The sequence below is a fragment of the Nocardia grenadensis genome (genome assembly GCF_050942415.1).
In the GTDB taxonomy this organism is placed as follows: Bacteria; Actinomycetota; Actinomycetes; order Mycobacteriales; family Mycobacteriaceae; genus Nocardia; species Nocardia grenadensis.
Window position 1 is genome coordinate 1,123,975 of the sequence record NZ_CP192054.1, and the last position, 15,635, is coordinate 1,139,609.

The window sequence follows — 15,635 nt, forward strand, 5'->3', positions numbered from 1 at the left end:
TGCCGCGATCCGCGGGCTCAAGGATATTCCGGCCGATCGCTGTTCGCGCGATCGAGGATGGCCTGGGCCTGGTTGTCGACATCGCCCAGCGCCGAGATCAGGTCCAGCGCGCCGAGTTCGACAGGTGTCTCCTCGGCCATCTGCCGTAGTTCGGCCAGGACGGAATCGATATCGTCCTCGGGCGGGCGGCGTCGTCTCGGATCGGGGGCATCGATCGGCTGCCAGGCGATGGCCTGTTGCCACCACGGATCACCGGTCGCCCAGGCCCAGATCGTCTTGCGCACCAATATGGCATCGTCGGTGTAGAGCTGGAAGAATGCGTCGAGATCGCGATGTTCGAGCTCGAATATCTCCTCCGGTAATCGGCGCGCCCGGATATGGCACATGGGGGCGCGGATCACCTTCAGCGCCGGGTCGCGCGGATCCGGCGGAGTCTCCAGGATCTCGTCGAGAATGCTCTCGGTCAGATAGGGCAACCGGAAATCACCCGTGGTCACCGGGACCCGGGCGGCGCCCCGTGGATTGTAGAAGCGGCGGGTGGCGACATCGAGGACGGCCAGATCGCGGTCGGCGGTGAGGGCCAGCAGCGCGCGCAGGCAGTCGAAACGATCATCGACGGTGGCCTCCAGCAGTGCCCCGCGGGCGTCCGGGCGGCGGTGCACCCGCAATCCGGTTCCGGAGCGGTGGATCAGCGTGCACACGACGCCGACCGTTTGCAGCGGCGGGGTCGGCTCGGGTGCACCGGCCAGGGACCGATAACGCTCGTAAGCCTGTGCGGCCGATTCGATCCCGGCCGCGGGCAATACGGCGAAAAGAGAACTCACCCGCCAAGTACAGCAAAATATGCGAACCGCCGCTGGTTCACTTGACAGAAATATCTCTCCGGCAACCGAATTCGCGGCAGATCAGATGCCGGTGACATTCGCGAGCTGGCCGATCCCGTAGGTGACCCCCATCGCCAGCGCGCCACCTATCACCACCCGGGCCATGGCCCGGGGCCGGCTGCTGCCACCGAGCCCGGCACTGATCGAACCGGTGAGGGCCAGCGCCAGCAGTACCGCGACCATGGTGACCGGTATCCGGGCCGACTCCGGCGGGAGGAGGATCGCCAGCAGCGGCAGCAGCGCCCCGACAGTGAACGAGACGGCCGAGGACAGTGCCGCATGCCACGGAATGGTCAGCTCGTCGGGGTTCAGTCCCAGCTCGGCCTCGGCGTGCGCGGCGAACACATCGTAGGCGGTGAGCTCCTCCGCCACCTTGCGTGCGGTTTCCGCGGACAACCCCTTGGCGTGGTAGATGGCGGTGAGTTCGTCGAGTTCGTCGGCCGGGTCCTGCTCCAACTCCCGGCTCTCCTGCTCCAGCAGCGCTTTCTCCGTATCGCGCTGGGTGCTCACCGAGACGTACTCGCCGACCGCCATGGAAATGGCCCCCGCGCTGATGCCCGCGATACCCGCGGTGAGAATCGCGTCGGTATTCGGCGACGCGGCCGCGACCCCCACCACGAGCCCCGCGGTGGACACGATCCCGTCGTTGGCGCCCAGCACTCCGGCCCGCAGCCAATTGAGTTTCGCCGCCAGTCCGTTCTGCGGGAGGTACTGGTCCTCCGCTGCCTCGGTCATAGCCGCACACTATGCGAATATGTGCAGGTGAGGCCAAGCGGGGTGGCCATAGGTCACGCGCCTAGGGACTGGGCCGCAGGAGGGTCGAGGGCTGCTCGTCTGCCGGCCATTCGGTGATCCTATTCAGGCAGCGGCCTTGATCCAGTCGTCGACGTGCGTATTGAACCATTCGGGGTACTGCAAGGGAAGGCCATGGCCGGCTCGGTCGTGGATGACCAGTTCGCTGCGAGGATTGTCGTGGTGGAGTTGCCGCATCGCTCGCTGGACTGCTCGTGGCTCCTTCGCTCCCGCGAGCAGCAGCGCAGGGCCGGTGAACTGGCGCCACGTCGACGGTGTCCGGAACTGCGCGTTCGCTGACGTGAGCGCGACGAGGCTGTCCTTGGGTAGCGTCTTGGATGTGCGGATGTAGTCGTTCAGGAGGTTGTCCGGGATGAAGAGCGACTTCGCCTGCAGCTTCGCGAACCATGTCCGTCGAGCCAGTGGAGCGGTGAGACCGACGAGCCAGTTACTCAATCTCGGCAAGGGTATGCCCTCGGTCAGGGCGCTGGTGACGACGACTCGGGCGACCAGATCGGGGCGGGATGAGGCGAGTTCGAGGGCGACCTGCGCACCGAATGAGAATCCCACCACGGTGATGTCCGTGCCGGCGGGTAGATGTTCGAGATGCGCGGCGAGTTCGGAGACCACCGCCGCGCTGGTGGTGAATGGGATGGCACTGCTCCGATCGTGGCCGGGGAGATCGGGGACCAGAATGCGATAGCGGGATCCGAAATAGGTGATCTGTGCGTCCCACATCCACCCCGCGACGCCGCCGCCGTGGATGAGGAGCAGAACCGGCTGCGACGCATCCCCCCTATCGCTGAGGAACATCCCGTTTGAACTCACGCCATCAAGGCTACCGAAGTGCGTATTCCGGCAACGAATGCATGAACTCGTCATCCTGCGTCCGGTCCCGGGTGGGCGTGCGCCGAACGGCGCCAGACCTCGCCGTGCCATCCAATCCTGCACCCGGAAAACAACGTCCACTCCCATGGTGCCGAGTTTATGAAGCAGGGGCTAGCCGGGCACCGCGTACACGTACAGCAAACCGACCGTGACCAGGCCCATCAGCGGGGTCAGTACCCAGGTCTCCACCTTGTTCCCGGTCCGGGAGATGATCGGCAATGCCAGCCGGGGCTTCAGCGGCCACAGCAGCGGACACCCACGGTCGGTGAGGCAGTCGCCGACGATATGGATGAGTGTTCCCAGGCCTATGGCGAACGGTAGCCAGTAGGGCGCGTCGGGTAGCCAGCGGTCCATCAGTACGGTGCCGCCGCCGGCCAGGAGCACACACAGGCCGTAGGCACGCAGTGAATCGCCCTTCGGCGTCAGGTGCAGGGCCCGTACCCCGAAGGCGAGCATCACGAAAATCATGCTCAGGGTGAAGTACCGGCCGAGATGGTGTACTCCGGCCCAGGTCGCCCAGCCGGCGAGCAGGATGAACAGCAAACCGTGTGTGCCCTTGCGGTGTCCGCCGGACACCACCGAAACCCCCCTCGCGACCGCGTTGCTCACCGGTCCGAGTGATTGCGCGATGGTGCCGTTCGGGTGGTCGATATCAGGAAGCAATGCCGCGCCCGCCGTGATCAACGCTCCCAGAACGAGTTCGAGCGCGCTGATATCCACTGGCCCCTGCACCACCTCCATCACGGGAGTCGGGACGATGGTGGCGGCGGTGACGAACGCGAGCGCGCCGCTGGTGGCGTGGGAATGGCCGAGCACTAACTCTCCCGATATCTGAAAAGCGAACGAACGGTAGCGTTCAAGTTAGCAATCGATTCCGACACGCCGGACCCCGCGCGGGGCGCGAAGGACTCGCCGCCCCGGGAACACGCCGCCTCGACCAGGTTTCCGCTGGGAGATCTGATGACCATCTGTACTGCCGCGCCTGGAGATGCGATGCTGTGGGAAAGGAAACGTCGTGGGGGCGATCCGTTTCGCAAAGGGGGCGTAGAAATGTGTGATCTTCAGCCGGTTCTCCATCGGGTGCCGGGATACGAACCGCCGGTGCGCCGGTCGTGTGCGCGAGCCGGTGCCCCTCCGGGGGGCGACCGGGTGGGCGCCGGAGACCCGGCCGCGGAATATCGACCGCGGGCGGCTGCCTCCGGTGCCGCGGTTCCGCCACCGGCCTCTCCCGGAGAGGTGGTCGCCGAGCCCGTCCGCGGCCGGCCCGCGACAGTGCTCGATTCCGGTCCGGCCTCGGCACCCACCCCGCCGAGGACCGCCGAAGTTCCCGCTACACACCCGGAGTCCCGCGCTCGGAGCTGTGCGTCCCGCTCGGATCGGAATGCGCTCCGGCGCAACCACAGTGCCCCCGCGGGCGTCCGGCGTGCCCAGCGGGCGGGGCACGCCACGTCCCGAAATACGGAACCCGCCGGTGTCCGGGCCTTCGCCACGACCTCGGTCCGGATCCTGCTCGAGGTACTCGACCGCCGGCGCCCGGTCGCCCAGCTCACCGCTCTGTGCACCCCCGGGCTGGTCAGTGCCATCGGCACTCTGGTGGCGGGCGATCACGCTCCGGGTCGGACCCTCGGGTCGGCGGTGCCCGGCACTGTGCGGTTGTTCCAGGTGGAGGAGTGGGCGGCGGAGATGGTGGCCACCTACCAGCGCGGTCCGCGCCGCCTGGTCCTCGCCGGGCGGATCGAGCGCGGGAGCAACACACCCTGGAAGGTGACCGCGCTGCGCGTCCTGTGAAGTCGCCCATGGCCTGTGCCGGGTTCGGGCAGCTCCGGCCGGTCGAAAGCCGGATGCGCCGTTCACGCGTTTCGGACAGGTTGGCGGGGAAGCGTAGCGCGCAGCCCGGTCCTTCAGGTCCGGGTCAGCGCATCACGTGTGTCGTTGGTCGACAGTAGGTTTGGATTCGGGTCTGGGGTATCGGGCCGGCCGCGGACGACCCGGGTGCGGCGGACCCTACCCGGTGGAAGGGGCTGAACCTGCTCGGTTTCGCCCTCATGGAGGCACGATCGGCGTTGCGCGGGTAGTCGCTCGGGCGGATGGTCGAGGGAAGTATTCGGGCGGGCGTGCGCTACGTGCCGAAGTCGTCCGATGCTCTCGCGGGTAAGCGCACTCCCTGCGGACCTCTTCGATATCGCCGTCTACCTCGCCGCCGCCGCGGACGCCCGCGCGATGCGCTCGGCGAAGCGGGGCGTATCGACGCGGTTCAGGGACGGTGGGCTCGGATATCGACCGGGCGACCGTCCGGGTCCTGGGCCGTCATCGTCCACTGGGTGGGGAGTGTCTCGATGGGCCCGGCCGGGAGCCCGGCACCCATGATCCGCTCGCGGACCTCGCACAGCTGGGCGTAGGTCGCCAGGCGCAGGCCCCAGCCGGCCCGTCCGAGCGGGTCGAGGCCGGTGGCCGGCCCGGTCGTGGTCTCGACGATCGCCAGGTGGTCGGCGCCCCCGACGTCGAGGACCGCGATACGGGGGTCGGTGCCCGAGGCGGGACGCTCGAAGACCAGCCGGGCACCGAGCACTCCGGTGTAGTACGCCACGAGCTGGTCCAGGTCTGTCGTGGACAGCGTCAGATGGTTGATCCCGAGGAGTTCCGGCATGGTCATCCGAGCGTAGAGCCCTGTCCGGCCCGCGTCCAGGGTGTGCTGCGACGGGGCGGTGTGCGGGGGCGTTGCTGGGCGCCCGCTTTGTCCGATCCGGTGTGGCTTACGCTGCTCTTCCAAATGGCACGCGGAGCGGAGGGTGCATGGTCAGCGGAAACGAGTTGGTCGGTCGTCGACGGGATGCCTCGGCCACGCGGGCCGCGATTCTGGCGGCGGCTCAGGAATTGTTCGCCGAACGGGGGTACGAGCGTGCCACCGTACGCGATATCGCCACCCGGGCCGGGGTCAACCAGGCGTTGCTCTTCCGGTACTTCGGGAACAAGGACGAACTCTTCCGGGCGACGATGACCGATCGCGGACGTTCGGTGCTCGACGCCGGTCCGGTGGACGGGTTGCTGTCGCGGTTGCTGGAGCGCGCGCTGGAGCCGAGTGAGACCGTCTCGCCCGGTAATTGGTTACAGGCCGCGTTACGTTCCAGCGGACACGAGGAAGGCGTGTCGGTGATCCGGCGCGAGTTGGGGGAGGAGTACATCCGGGCGTTGGCGACGCTCACCGACGACGGCGACGGGGAGTTGCGCGCGGATCTACTGCTGGCCTGGTTGCTCGGGATCGGGCTGGTTCGTTCCGTACTGCACCGGGAGCCGTTGCGCAGTGCGGACCCGGCGCAGGTCGCCGGTCATGTGCTGCGGGCGGCGGAGGTGCTCCTGGAGCGTAACGACCCGAGATTCCCTCCGGCGTAATGCTGTTACGTCGTTGACGTCGACTCCGGTAAACCCTTACCCTGCCTAAGTAAGCAATCGCTTACAAGGCTGGAGCCGCCGGGCGGCGGGAAAGGGAGACCGTATGACCGTGAACACCGAGGTACGTCGGTACCCATTCGGAGAACCGGTTCGCCTCGATATGGACCCGCTGTTCGCCGAACTGCGCCGTGAAGAGCCGGTCTGCCGCGTCGAGCTGCCCTACGGCGGCGAAGGCTGGCTGGTCACCCGATACGAGGACGTCAGACTCGTCCTCGCCGACCCCCGGTTCAGCCGCGCCGCGACCGTCGGCCGAGAGGATCTGCCCCGGGCCACGCCCGCGCCGGTTCGTCCCGATTCGCTGCTGAGCATGGATCCGCCCGAGCACAGCCGGTTGCGGAAACTGGTGGCGAAGGCGTTCACCAGCCGCCGGGTCGCCGAACTGCGTCCGCGTACGCGCGAGATAGTCGATGAGAAACTCACCGCGCTCGAGCGCGCCGGTGCGCCCGCCGATCTGGTGGAGGGTTTCGCGCTGCCACTACCGGTCACCGTGATCTGCGAGATGCTCGGGGTGCCGCCGGGTGACCAGCACCGTTTCCGCGATTTCTCCGACGCGATCCTGTCCACCACCGCCTACACCCGGGAACAGATCGAAAGTGCCCGGGATTCGCTGGAGACCTACCTCGCCGAGGTGGTCGCCGAGCGTCGGCAGCGCCCCACCCACGATCTGCTCGGCGCGCTGGTCGCCGCCCGTGACAACGAGGACCGTCTCAGCGAACGGGAACTGGTGAACCTCGGTGTCGGTTTGCTCATCGCGGGCCATGAGACCACCGCCAACCAGATCGCCAACTTCACCTATGTGCTGCTCACCCAGCGCGAGTACTGGGAGCTGCTGCGCGCGGAACCCCAGCTGATCCCGGGCGCGGTGGAGGAACTGCTGCGCTACGTGCAGCTCGGCGCCGGTGCCGGACAGCCCCGAGTGGCCACCGAGGATGTGGTGCTCAGCGGCGTGACCGTACGGGCCGGAGATTCCGTTTTCGTGAACACCCAGGCCGCCAACCGCGATGAGAACGTTTTCGACGATCCCGAATCCCTGGACCTCACCCGGCAGCGCAATCCGCACGTGGCCTTCGGCTACGGCGCCCACCACTGCCTGGGCGCGCAACTGGCGCGCGTCGAACTCCAGGTCGCACTGGAGGCGCTGCTGGAACGTTTCCCGTCGTTGCGGCTGTCGCCGCCGCTCGACGAGATCCCGTGGAAATCGGGTCTGCTGGTACGCGGCCCGAAACAGCTTCTCGTGCAGTGGTGAAGCCCCGATCGGAAACGCCGGCCGGCGGCGCGACGAGCGGACGGGTCAGGTATTCCAGCCGCGTTCGTTGCGCTGCCGGTAGTACTCGTCGTCCGCGTCGGCTTCGTCCCAGGCCGGGTCGCGGCGCATACCGGGGGCGGATGCCGCGCCCGGCCGGACGGTGGCGACCGCCTGCTGGAGACGCCGCGTGATCTCCTCGGGCGGGCCCGGGGTGAGCGTGAATTCCTCTTTCGTGTGGTTGATCAGAAGATAGCGGCCGTCCTGCGGCAGATAGTCCATCCAGTGGAAACCGTGCGGGTTGCCGGTGGGCCGGGAGTCGATCGCCGGGCCCGCGAACACCCCGAGCTCACCCATGGGCCGGAGAACCGGCACATTCCCGAGCAGGTCCGGGTCGCGGTCGGGCAACTGCCCGGTGCCGACGACGTCATCGTGGCCGCGATCGCGGACGTGCGGGGCCGGCAGTGGTGGGCCGTGGTCGGGCGGCATCTCAGGGAACTGGGCCCGGTGCGTATCCACCTGCCCGCGACCACGCCGGATCGGTGGCACGTCACCGCGGGTCTGGACGTCTCGCTGTGGACCGCGGCGCTGGCGCTGGACGATGCCAGCCATCCACATCTGCTACGGCTGCGGGCCGCGTCGGAACCGTGAGCGTGGATCACGGCTGGGGAGCGGTCAGGCCTCGCTGGGCTGGACGATGACGAAACCTTCACCGTCGAGCCGCAGCTGGAACGCCTCGCCGGAGCCGCCGCGCACCATCGATCCGAACGACTGCGACCGGTTGAGCGAGGTCTGCAGATGCGCACTCCAGCCGACTACGGCATCGGTGTCGACGAAAACCGGGGCCTGCGGGTGCACCGGAATGATGATCGGCGTTCCCGCGCAGACCAGACCGAGCCGCCCCTGCCCGGAGAACACACAGTTGAACAGCCCGCCGCCGGCCATCCCGACGCCCTGCACCATGCGGATGTCGTAGTGCAGACTCGAATCGAACACCAGGACATTGCGGCCATTGAGGGTGAGCGCGTCGTCGGGGGCGAGGTCGACGGTGAAGCAGTTGCGGTCGAAATGCGCGAACCAGGCCTCACCGTGCCCGCGGACCGTCATCAGCGGCACACCTTCACCGGTGAGCGCGCGCTGCAGAAACTTCCCGACGCCCTGACCCTTCTTCTCGAAACGCAGATCCCCACGGAAGGCGACCATCGAGCCCTGCCGGGCGAGGCATTCACCGTTCACCGCGTATTTCAGGGATTTGGCGCTCTGCGCGGTCAGGCCGGGGGCGGTGGCGGGCTGCGCCGTGTTCTCGGCGGCGAACAGTTCACTCTGCACGATGCGATCCTCTCCTGGCACCCACGGACGATCGCCAGCCTATTGGACTTACTCCGTGGAGCCGATGGCATGGGTCGTACCGGCTGTCGACGGAGCATCGCACCACGTCGACGGCTTCGTTCTGCGCCCGGTTCGCCCGGCACACGCCCTACGCGCCCTCTGGTCCACCCGCCGTATCCGAGAATTTCCCGGATCGGGGGAACCGGACCGTATTCGGTGACGTCGGATATGGGTGATGAAACTGTTGTCGAGGCGGAGGGGTGGGACGATGCGCCGCTCGCGGATCGAATGGGGGAGCGGGCGTCACTCCGTACCGGAAACGGCGTTCACCTCGGCGGAAGTGCGCTGATGGGTATCGAGATCCCGGAATCGCTGCAGTGGGTGGCGAAGTATGTGGTGGGGGCCGGTGACTGGCCGGAGGGCGACGAGACCGCGATGCGCCGGGTCGAGTCGGCGTGGACGAAACTCGCCACCGACCTACGTGACCTGGATGCCGACGCCAACTACGCGATCGACCAGGTGCTGGCCTCGATCGAGGGCGATACCGCCCAGGCCATCGCGGACCGCTGGACACAGCTGGGCCACGGGCAGGGGGCGTTCGACGGCCTGATCGCCCATATCGAAACCCTCGCCGACGAGATCGGCGACGGCGCGGCGGATATCGAACAGACCAAACTGGTGATCCTGGCCGGCCTGGCGATCTTCGCGGTCGAGATGGCCGTGGCTTTGGCCGCCGCATCCACCGGTATCGGCGCGCCGGCGGCGGCCGCGGAGGCGGCCGCCGCGCAGGTCGCGACCCGAATCGCGATCCGCACGGCGATAAAACAACTGGTCCAGCGCATTCTGTCGAAGGCCGCCCTGAAAGCGGCCGCCCGTGCGGCGGTGCGCGGTGCCTGGGAGGCAGCACTGGAGGAGACGGCGCTCGATCTGGGCACCAAGGCCTTGCAAGTGGCCACCGGCCGCCGCGACGAGATCACCACCGAGGACCTGACCGAGGCCGGAAAGAACGCGCTCACCGCCGCGGCCGGCGGTGCCGTCACCGGCGCGATGGGCCCCGACGGATTGACCAGCAGAAATGTCCCCGGCGGCCCGGAGGGCGGGAACCCGCTGGCCAACGCTGCCAAGGACGCGGCCAAGGAGACGGTGGCAGGTGTCGCGGGGGAGGTGGCCGGGGAGGCCACGGACGCGGCACTCAACGACCGAGAATTCAGCTGGGAGAACGCACTCGCCCCCGAGAACCTGTCCTCGGCCGCCGCCGGTGGGTTGCAGCGGGGTACCGAGACGCTGGGGGAGAGCAACTCCGGCGACGGTCCGAACACCACCGGGGAGGGCAGCGAAAATGGTGGTGACGAGAGCCCATCCAACGAGACATCGAACTCCGGCGATCAGCAGAACGGCGAAGCACCCGGCGGCCGATCGGAGGCGGGCGACCGGGAAGCGCCGACCACACCACAGAATTCGAACCAGGCGACCCAGCCGGCGGGCACGAACTCGCCACAGACGCCGGACACCTCCACCCAGCCCCAGACCTCGTCGTTGGACCAACAGTCACCCGGGCAGCCCGCGGAAACCGGTTCGCAGCCCGCCGGACAGCAACCGCCGTCGCCACCCGGCACGGAGTCGACCACCAGTGCGGAGCAGGAGGCATCGCCGACGGGGTCGGAGTCGCCGCAACCCGCCGAGCCCGGTCCCGCCACCCCCGATACAGCCCACCCGGGGCATACGGACACCGGAGCTCCGGATACCCAGCAGGCGCAGCCGACCGGTTCCGGTCCAGCGGAGTCGCCACCTCCGAACCCGGACAATGAAACGCAAACCGAGGTCGGCGATTCGCCGTCCGACTCGCAGAGTGCGCCGGAAGCCGTGGAGACGCCGGGGCCGGACGACATGCCTGCCACGTTCGATCCGGCCCCCGCGCCGGGAACGGAGCCACCCCGGTCTACCTCCAGTCTCAACCTCGGCCCCGACACCACCACTTCGCCGGACACCGGTGCACCCGCGCCCGTTACGCCCGATAGCGCCACCGCGAGCAGTACCGACACCACGCCCGGTACGAATTCCGCCACCGGCCAAGCACCCCCCGGCACAACCACACCGTTCGCGACGAATTCGCCTGCCGGTCAATCCACCACAGCAGGTGAATCCCACCCGTCGCGCACCGATCCCGGCCCTGCGTCCACACTTGGGAACACGGCCACGCCCGGTGAGTCCACCACCGGTGTAGCCCCGCCCGCCGGAGATCCGCCCATCCACGTTCCCCCGGGGCCGACTCCCGAGCCCGCGACGACAACAGCCTGGTCCCCGTCGGAAGAAGCGACCACCACCACGTCCGCCGCCGCGACACCGACCATTCAATCCACCCCGGCTACCGTGGTGGCCAGCCCCGCCCATGGTCCGGCCGAAGCGCCTCGCGGCACCACGCCCCCGGATACGACGGCTGCGCCCCCGGTCGGCGCTGCTCCGGCCCCGTCTCCGCGGAACCGGACACAGTCGCCGGCATCCCACGCCTCCGGCCCCACCGGCGGTTCCGGTACGCCGGACGGTTCCCGGAACGGACGTCCGCCCGGTATGCCCTCGCCGACCTCGGACAACGCGTCGGGTAGCTCTGGTAGCCCGTTCAACATCTTCGACCCGGCCAATCACGCACAGTTCCTGGCCGACTTCGCCCGGCCGCCCATACCTGCTCGACCGGCGACAACCGAATCTCCCGCGGATCCGCCCGCCTCGGCGGCCGCACCCGCTCCGGGAGCCGACGACCGGCCAACGACTCCCAGTGTGGCCGCTACTACTTCAACCGACACCGCTCGCGCCGATCGGGAGGTGTCGCCGGCCCGCCCGCGAACCCCGGGCGAAGCCACGCCGGCCTACCCGCCGCCGAGCCAACCGCACTGGAATGCACCACGCCCTACTGATCCGATTTGGAACGCTCCGGACCGATCCGGCAGGCCCTTTCAACATCCGTTGCCGAATGTTCGGCAGCCGGACCCGAATTCCCCGGATAGGTCTACGAATCCTCCTCGACCGCCGGGCAACCACAGCCCACAACACGCCCGATCCCCCGAGCAGCATCCCGTCCCGCCCAACCGGGCTCCCACGCAGCCACCGGACCGGAACACACAACACCCGCATACTCCATCCAGAGCAGCTCCTCCGAGCCTGCCGGCGTCTCATAGCCCGCAGCAGCCGCTCACACCTCACGGTGGGCCCGCGCACCCCCAGCAGCCACCGGCGTCATCGGCCGACCGCTCACTTCCCCTTCGGACTACACCTGCCCGACAGCACCGGCAAACGCCCTGGGATCCGAGCGCCTTCCGCGCCCCGGAATCCATGCCGCCGCCGCGGCAAACATTCCAGCAGTCACCCTCGGCATGGATCCCGACGAACCAGGACGCCGGCCGACCGGAACCACAGAATGGGCTGCCCGTCGCGCAGCCCGGCCCGAACAGTCGCCCCCGCCGTCCCAGTCCACTGCGCCGATTCGTCCAATGGCTGGCCCCGACGGCCCGTTCACCCCAGGAGACCGTGCCCGCTCCGGTACATCCGGTCCGGCCGGTCACTCCGGTCATCCAACCACCGGACGGGCCACAGGAGGGCGTACCGCACCCGGATGCGGACATACCGGAGAGTCCGTTCGGATCGACTCCTCCGTTCGAATCGACCGAGATGGCGGGTAACTATCGTGGTGAGCATCTGCCAAGGAACAGTGTCTGGACTACCTCCGTGGACTATCTGAACGAATACCGGCGGAGCCGAGCACGTCTGACGGTTCGCGACGGGTTGCTATACGATTCGGCCGGCAACCTGTTCGATACCAGAAGCGGGCGTTCGGTGTGGGGCGGCGGGGGCCGCGCGATATTCGTGATGGACCAGGCCGGAAACCTCTATGCATCCAATTACCATGAAGCCGGCCTGTTCCACCATTCGAGCTTCCTTGCAGGTGGTCCGGTGGCCGCGGCGGGGGAGCTCGTCGTGATCAACGGTGAGCTCCGGCTACTGACCGACTCGAGCGGTCATTACAGGCCGTCGCGCGCATATACGTTGCAAGCCGTCGGCTACCTGCGTAACCAGGGCGTGGATATACGGCCGGATCAAGTCGACTTCGAATCTCAGGTGTAGATCATGGAGGATCGTGTGGCATCGCTCTGGCGAGGTTTGGTCAACATTATCGTCTACAGTGTCCGATCCGATGACCTGGGCGAGGCGACCCAGGACCGCATAGCCAGGGCACTCCTCACCGAGCCGATCGACACGTTCACACCCCAGCAAGAGTTCGATGCGCTCTCCGAAGGACTGGCCGAAAACTATCCCATCCCGGAGTCGATCGACACCGAGCACCGGCCGGAGGAGATCCGCACTTTCGTCGCCGCGGTAGTCCGGAAGATGGACGCGGCGCGCCCTTGGCCCGATCTCCCGTATCTTCCGTTACCCGCCGAGCAGCTGCGTGACTTTTTCGGTTCTGCGCGTCCGCTGGCGCGGGTGCGTGTGCCGTCAACAGGTGTGGAGGTGGCGGTCAAGCGGAACTTCCGCAACCACCCAGAGTTCGGTGAGTATCTTTTACTGCGGTTGAAATCCGGTGTCGACGTCGCCTTTTTTCCGGACTTCTGGGACGACAGCAGCGACACTCTCCTCTCGGCCGCCGCAGGATCGAAACCCTCTCACGAGATTGTCGGGGAACTGGTGGCCGGTTCCGGCTTGCGCGCGGAGGACTTTACGTTGACGATCTGGCCCGAGCCGCCCGAAAACGGCTACGCGCCATATGAAACCACCCCGCTACGGCCCGAGTTCCGCGGTGAGCACCTCCCGGGGAACCCGCAGTGGGGGGACAGGTTCGTCAGATACCTGAGTCCGGCGGAACGCGAGCCCTACCGTCTGTTCGCGAACAACGGCCTCCTCTACACCGTCGAGCAGCAGCCGCTGGATACGACGCACACCCGCACGCTGTGGACCCCGCAGGGCGGCCGCGCCATCTTCGTTATGGACGAGCAAGGGACGCTGTACGCGTCCCCATACCACCTGCTCGGCGAGTTCCACCATTCCAGTCTGCTCGCCGGGGGGGCGGTCGCGGGCGCCGGGGAGATCGGTGCGGTGGGCGGGCGTGTCGAGCTCGTATCCGACCACAGCACTCATTACGTGCCCGCGCGACGGTTCACGCGGCAGGTTGTGGACAGTCTGGCGCGGCAGGGGCTGGCCGTCGATCGGCTGCAGATCGAGTACCACAGTCCGCCCGATCCAATGCCGGGCTGATTCCGGGCGTCGGCGGCACCCGCCCGTACCCGGCGCGGGTCCGTTAGATTGGCGGATCGGGTGGCCCCACCCGGTTGACCACGGATGTCGAGGATAGGTGTCGTATGGCCAAGACCGCGCTGGTGACCGGAGCGTCCTCGGGGATCGGCCGGGCGACCGCCGCGCTGCTGGTGCGGCGGGGATATCGCGTGATCGGGACCAGCCGGGATCCGGCGGCGATCGCGGATTCGGCGCGGGTGGCAGGGGTGGAGTACCGCGCGCTCGACCTGACCGATCAGACGGGGATCGAGCGGTTCGGTGCCGATCTGGGGCCGGTGGATGTGCTGGTCAACAATGCGGGGGAAAGCCAGTCGGGGCCGCTCGAGGAACTGCCGATCGAGGCGATCGAGCGGTTGTTCCAGTTGAATGTATTCGGGGCCGTCCGGCTGGCTCAGCTGGTGCTGCCGGGGATGCGGGAGCGGGGTTACGGGCGGATCGTCATGGTGGGTTCGATGCTGGCGAGTTTCCCGCTGGCGTATCGGTCGTCGTATGTGGCGGCGAAGGCGGCGATCAAAGGGTTCGCGGATGCGGCGCGGCTGGAGACGGCGCCGTTCGGGGTGTGGATCAGCACCGTGGAACCGGGATCCATCGCGACCGGGATCGGGGAGCGGCGCACCAAATACATCGCGCCGGATTCGGTGTACGCAGCGGATTTCGACACGATGATCACGCATCTGGATCGCAACGAGCGGGCCGGGATATCGCCGGAGCAGGTGGCCGAGACGATTCTGCGGGCGATCGCGGCGGATAAGCCGAAACCGCTGTACGCCAGGGGGAGTCGCGCGCCGATCGTCTTTCTGCTGCGGCGGTTGGCGCCCGCGTCGGTGATCGAGAAGATCGTCGCGGGGATGCACGGGCTGAAGCGTTGAAGCTTCACGTCGGCTGCGCCATGTGGACGCATACCGCGTGGCCGGTGCGCGGTGACAAACTGCGCGGCTATGCGCGGTGGTGCAATGCGGTGGAGGGGAACACGACGTTCTACGCGGTTCCGGCTCGGCGGACCGTGGAGAACTGGGCGAATCAGACCGATCCCGATTTCCGGTTCGTGATCAAACTGCCCAAAACCCTCACCCATGAGCGCCGGCTGTCCGGGGTGGATGCCGAACTGCGGCAGTTCCTGGACACGATGGAACCGCTCGGGCCGCGGATACATGCGCTGTGGGTGCAGCTGCCGTCCTCGTTCGGTCTCGGCGATCTGGGTGCGCTGGCGATGTTCTTTCGTGGGCTGCCCGCGGCGCTACCGCTCGCGGTGGAGGTGCGGCATCCCGAGTTCTTCGCCGACGCGGGTGCCGCCGCGCAACTCGAGCGGGTGCTGGGCCGGGTCGGTGCCGAATGGGTGCCGTTCGACACCACCGTGCTGTTCGCCGCGCCCGCCGCGAGCCCGGCCGAATTCGAGGCCCGATCCAAGAAACCCCGGCTGCCGCGCCGCATGAAGGCGCTGACAGCCGCGCCGATCGTCCGGTACCACGGTCGCGACGACCACGCGGTCACGGTCGCGGGCTGGCGGCCCTGGGTGGAGCAGACGGCGGAATGGCTGCGCGAGGGACGGTCGCCGACGGTTTTCCTGCACACACCGGACAATGCTTCGTCTCGGGACCTCGCGCGCCGGTTCCACGACGAGGTCCGCACCCTGGTACCCGAACTCGAACTCTTGCCGGACCCGGCGGCCGACGAACCCATGACGCTCTTCTGAGGTGCGGCTCTTTCTGTCCGTGACCGTCCGGCCGTGCGCTGTGGGCTCGGCGTGACAGTTGCCGAGGTGGTCA

16 protein-coding genes are annotated in these 15,635 nt (G+C 67.9%); 9 read left to right on the top strand and 7 right to left on the bottom strand.

Features of this window, described 5'->3' with window-relative positions; translation table 11 throughout:
- Positions 1-17: 17 nt before the first annotated feature.
- The 4 genes from ACQPYS_RS04995 to ACQPYS_RS05010 all read right to left on the bottom strand — a co-directional run bounded on the left by ACQPYS_RS04995 (position 18) and on the right by ACQPYS_RS05010 (position 3,380).
- Positions 18-824, bottom strand: a complete 807-nt coding sequence (locus tag ACQPYS_RS04995) for a hypothetical protein (protein ID WP_433491802.1) — start codon at positions 822-824, stop codon at positions 18-20.
- Between the two features lie 81 nt (positions 825-905).
- Positions 906-1,619, bottom strand: a complete 714-nt coding sequence (locus ACQPYS_RS05000; RefSeq protein ID WP_063041129.1) for a VIT1/CCC1 transporter family protein — start codon at positions 1,617-1,619, stop codon at positions 906-908.
- A gap of 123 nt (positions 1,620-1,742) precedes the next feature.
- Entirely contained in the window at positions 1,743-2,651 is a 909-nt protein-coding gene (locus ACQPYS_RS05005; RefSeq protein ID WP_433491803.1) for an alpha/beta fold hydrolase, read from the bottom strand.
- A gap of 24 nt (positions 2,652-2,675) precedes the next feature.
- Positions 2,676-3,380: a metal-dependent hydrolase gene (locus ACQPYS_RS05010; RefSeq protein ID WP_063041133.1), complete on the bottom strand. Its 705-nt coding sequence runs from the start codon at positions 3,378-3,380 to the stop codon at positions 2,676-2,678.
- Between the two features lie 420 nt (positions 3,381-3,800).
- Here ACQPYS_RS05010 and ACQPYS_RS05015 point away from each other — a divergent pair, with 420 nt between their 5' ends.
- Both ACQPYS_RS05015 and ACQPYS_RS05020 read left to right on the top strand, forming a co-directional pair.
- Positions 3,801-4,352 carry an Rv3235 family protein gene (locus tag ACQPYS_RS05015; RefSeq protein ID WP_433491804.1) on the top strand — a complete coding sequence of 184 codons (552 nt, stop codon included), beginning with the start codon at positions 3,801-3,803 and terminating at the stop codon, positions 4,350-4,352.
- 179 nt (positions 4,353-4,531) lie between these two features.
- Complete coding sequence (locus ACQPYS_RS05020; protein ID WP_433492972.1) at positions 4,532-4,639, top strand: hypothetical protein; 108 nt, start codon at positions 4,532-4,534, stop codon at positions 4,637-4,639.
- Positions 4,640-4,818: 179 nt separating this feature from the next.
- Here the strand turns inward: ACQPYS_RS05020 and ACQPYS_RS05025 are convergent, their stop codons facing one another.
- Positions 4,819-5,217 carry a VOC family protein gene (locus tag ACQPYS_RS05025; RefSeq protein ID WP_433491805.1) on the bottom strand — a complete coding sequence of 133 codons (399 nt, stop codon included), beginning with the start codon at positions 5,215-5,217 and terminating at the stop codon, positions 4,819-4,821.
- A gap of 140 nt (positions 5,218-5,357) precedes the next feature.
- On the opposite strand from ACQPYS_RS05025, the gene ACQPYS_RS05030 reads away from it, so the two are divergent.
- Both ACQPYS_RS05030 and ACQPYS_RS05035 read left to right on the top strand, forming a co-directional pair.
- Complete coding sequence (locus ACQPYS_RS05030; protein ID WP_063041137.1) at positions 5,358-5,954, top strand: TetR/AcrR family transcriptional regulator; 597 nt, start codon at positions 5,358-5,360, stop codon at positions 5,952-5,954.
- 103 nt (positions 5,955-6,057) lie between these two features.
- Positions 6,058-7,260, top strand: coding sequence for a cytochrome P450 (locus ACQPYS_RS05035; protein WP_433491806.1), 1,203 nt, complete (start codon positions 6,058-6,060; stop codon positions 7,258-7,260).
- Positions 7,261-7,305: 45 nt separating this feature from the next.
- Here the strand turns inward: ACQPYS_RS05035 and ACQPYS_RS05040 are convergent, their stop codons facing one another.
- Positions 7,306-7,539: a hypothetical protein gene (locus ACQPYS_RS05040; RefSeq protein ID WP_433491807.1), complete on the bottom strand. Its 234-nt coding sequence runs from the start codon at positions 7,537-7,539 to the stop codon at positions 7,306-7,308.
- 3 nt (positions 7,540-7,542) lie between these two features.
- On the opposite strand from ACQPYS_RS05040, the gene ACQPYS_RS05045 reads away from it, so the two are divergent.
- Positions 7,543-7,908, top strand: coding sequence for a hypothetical protein (locus ACQPYS_RS05045; RefSeq protein WP_433491808.1), 366 nt, complete (start codon positions 7,543-7,545; stop codon positions 7,906-7,908).
- A gap of 24 nt (positions 7,909-7,932) precedes the next feature.
- On the opposite strand, the gene ACQPYS_RS05050 is transcribed toward ACQPYS_RS05045, so the two are convergent.
- Positions 7,933-8,586, bottom strand: coding sequence for an AIM24 family protein (locus ACQPYS_RS05050; RefSeq protein WP_433491809.1), 654 nt, complete (start codon positions 8,584-8,586; stop codon positions 7,933-7,935).
- 348 nt (positions 8,587-8,934) lie between these two features.
- Between ACQPYS_RS05050 and ACQPYS_RS05055 the strand changes: the two genes are divergently transcribed.
- The 4 genes from ACQPYS_RS05055 (at position 8,935) to ACQPYS_RS05070 (ending at position 15,562) form a co-directional block, all read left to right on the top strand.
- Positions 8,935-12,702, top strand: coding sequence for a hypothetical protein (locus ACQPYS_RS05055; RefSeq protein ID WP_433491810.1), 3,768 nt, complete (start codon positions 8,935-8,937; stop codon positions 12,700-12,702).
- A 3-nt stretch (positions 12,703-12,705) separates the two neighbouring features.
- Positions 12,706-13,830, top strand: a complete 1,125-nt coding sequence (locus ACQPYS_RS05060) for a hypothetical protein (protein WP_433491811.1) — start codon at positions 12,706-12,708, stop codon at positions 13,828-13,830.
- Positions 13,831-13,934: 104 nt separating this feature from the next.
- Positions 13,935-14,738 carry an SDR family oxidoreductase gene (locus tag ACQPYS_RS05065; RefSeq protein ID WP_433491812.1) on the top strand — a complete coding sequence of 268 codons (804 nt, stop codon included), beginning with the start codon at positions 13,935-13,937 and terminating at the stop codon, positions 14,736-14,738.
- Entirely contained in the window at positions 14,735-15,562 is an 828-nt protein-coding gene (locus ACQPYS_RS05070; protein WP_433491813.1) for a DUF72 domain-containing protein, read from the top strand. Before ACQPYS_RS05065 ends, ACQPYS_RS05070 begins: the two co-directional genes overlap by 4 nt.
- The last annotated feature ends 73 nt before the right edge of the window (positions 15,563-15,635 follow it).

Bases quoted from the DNA above. Each gene is read 5' to 3' on its own strand.
- ACQPYS_RS05000 (WP_063041129.1), bottom strand. From the start codon at position 1,619: ATGACCGAGGCAGCGGAGGACCAGTACCTCCCGCAGAACGGACTGGCG.
- ACQPYS_RS05005 (WP_433491803.1), bottom strand. From the start codon at position 2,651: ATGGGAGTGGACGTTGTTTTCCGGGTGCAGGATTGGATGGCACGGCGA.
- ACQPYS_RS05025 (WP_433491805.1), bottom strand. From the start codon at position 5,217: ATGACCATGCCGGAACTCCTCGGGATCAACCATCTGACGCTGTCCACG.
- ACQPYS_RS05030 (WP_063041137.1), top strand. From the start codon at position 5,358: ATGGTCAGCGGAAACGAGTTGGTCGGTCGTCGACGGGATGCCTCGGCC.
- ACQPYS_RS05035 (WP_433491806.1), top strand. From the start codon at position 6,058: ATGACCGTGAACACCGAGGTACGTCGGTACCCATTCGGAGAACCGGTT.
- ACQPYS_RS05040 (WP_433491807.1), bottom strand. From the start codon at position 7,539: ATGGACTATCTGCCGCAGGACGGCCGCTATCTTCTGATCAACCACACG.
- ACQPYS_RS05055 (WP_433491810.1), top strand. From the start codon at position 8,935: ATGGGTATCGAGATCCCGGAATCGCTGCAGTGGGTGGCGAAGTATGTG.
- ACQPYS_RS05060 (WP_433491811.1), top strand. From the start codon at position 12,706: ATGGAGGATCGTGTGGCATCGCTCTGGCGAGGTTTGGTCAACATTATC.
- ACQPYS_RS05065 (WP_433491812.1), top strand. From the start codon at position 13,935: ATGGCCAAGACCGCGCTGGTGACCGGAGCGTCCTCGGGGATCGGCCGG.